Source organism: Phaeobacter sp. CECT 5382 (genome assembly GCF_001457775.1).
Taxonomy (GTDB): domain Bacteria; phylum Pseudomonadota; class Alphaproteobacteria; order Rhodobacterales; family Rhodobacteraceae; genus Pseudophaeobacter.
In genome coordinates this window covers 1-1,262 of the sequence record NZ_CYSG01000055.1, presented here as the reverse complement: position 1 = coordinate 1,262, position 1,262 = coordinate 1, and the positions used below count along the sequence as shown (strand labels likewise).

The following is a 1,262-nucleotide window of genomic DNA, read 5'->3' as shown; positions in this document are numbered from 1 at the left end:
TCATCGCGCGATATGCGGATCGTCACCTGATGCGGTTCTTCCGGGGGGATGCTGCGTTCGCCATCCCGGAGCTATACAAAACTCTGGAACTGGAAAACTATTTCTACGCCATCCGCCTTCGGGCCAATCGCGTTCTTCAGGGCAAGATTGCGCATCTGCTCAAGCGCCCTGTGGGTCGTCCGCCAAAAGGCGTGAAGCGCATCTACGGCGACTTCCAATATCAGGCGGCATCTTGGGACAAACCTCGTCGTGTCATCGCCAAGGTGGAATGGCATCCCAGCGAGTTGTTCCCGCGCGTGGGCTTCGTGGTCACCAACATGCCGATGGAACCCGACTGGATCATCCGCTTCTACAACCAACGCGGCACCGCCGAGCAATACATCAAGGAAGGCAAGCAGGCGATCAACTGGACCCGTTTGTCCTGCAAAGGCATGGCGCAGAACGAGGTGCGGCTGCAACTCCATGCACTGGCTTACAATATCGGTGCCTTCCTACAGGGCACTGATCTACCTGATGAGATAGCCGACTGGTCACTGACAAGCCTGCAGACGCGATTGATCAAGATTGGTGCGAGGGTTGTGCGTCACGCCCGTGCAATCACCTTCCAACTGGCCGAGGTGGCTGTCAGCGGCGATCTGTTCAACCGCATCCTTGCGGCCATACATCGGCTGCGCGCACCGCCGGTTCCCTAATGACAACATCGTTAATCATAAAACCTGAACAAAAGCGGCTCAACCGGTCTATCCATACGGGGGTCGGTCAGACCAATATCCGGATCAACCTCGCCCCCGAGACCGGAAATCGGGCGCAGTTCGCGCGTCAGATGCCCGAACAACGGCACCATGGGTGCAAGAGGCTTGATAGGAGCGCAGAACAGCGGCAAGGTGGGCGGGAGGACGTTCTACTTGGGGAATGTCAGCTAAATGAGCTTGATGCCGAGATCATTTATGGCGACGCGCTAACAGATGATGCCAAAGGTCTAACACAAGCTGATTTGATACTAGCCAACCCACCGTTCGGAAGCAAAGCTGGCAGCAGGCGTGATGCACGAGAAGATTTACCTTATCCAAACGCTAACAAGCAACTCTTGTTCCTTCAGCACATCTACATGAGCCTTGATAAAAATGGCCGAGCAGCCGTGGTTTTGCCAGACAGTGTTTTGTTTGATGCGGGCGTGGGGAAGCTCATAAGGCGGGACTTGTTGGATAAACTGACATTCCCCAAGTAGAACGTCCTCCCGCCCACCTTGCCGCTGTTCTGCG

At 55.7% G+C, this 1,262-nt stretch carries 3 protein-coding genes; 2 read left to right on the top strand and 1 reads right to left on the bottom strand.

Annotated features, from left to right (window positions below; translation table 11 throughout):
- Nucleotides 1-692: IS1380 family transposase (locus tag PH5382_RS19345; RefSeq protein WP_156414925.1), on the top strand; the 692-nt coding region annotated here is incomplete at its 5' end.
- 11 nt (nt 693-703) lie between these two features.
- On the opposite strand, the gene PH5382_RS20265 is transcribed toward PH5382_RS19345, so the two are convergent.
- Complete coding sequence (locus tag PH5382_RS20265; RefSeq protein ID WP_156414924.1) at nt 704-844, bottom strand: hypothetical protein; 141 nt, start codon at nt 842-844, stop codon at nt 704-706.
- Between PH5382_RS20265 and PH5382_RS19340 the strand changes: the two genes are divergently transcribed.
- On the top strand, nt 824-1,228 hold the full coding sequence (locus tag PH5382_RS19340) for an HsdM family class I SAM-dependent methyltransferase (RefSeq protein WP_231751952.1): 405 nt from the start codon (nt 824-826) through the stop codon (nt 1,226-1,228). The two genes, PH5382_RS20265 and PH5382_RS19340, sit on opposite strands and share 21 nt — an antisense overlap.
- Nucleotides 1,229-1,262: the final 34 nt, after the last annotated feature.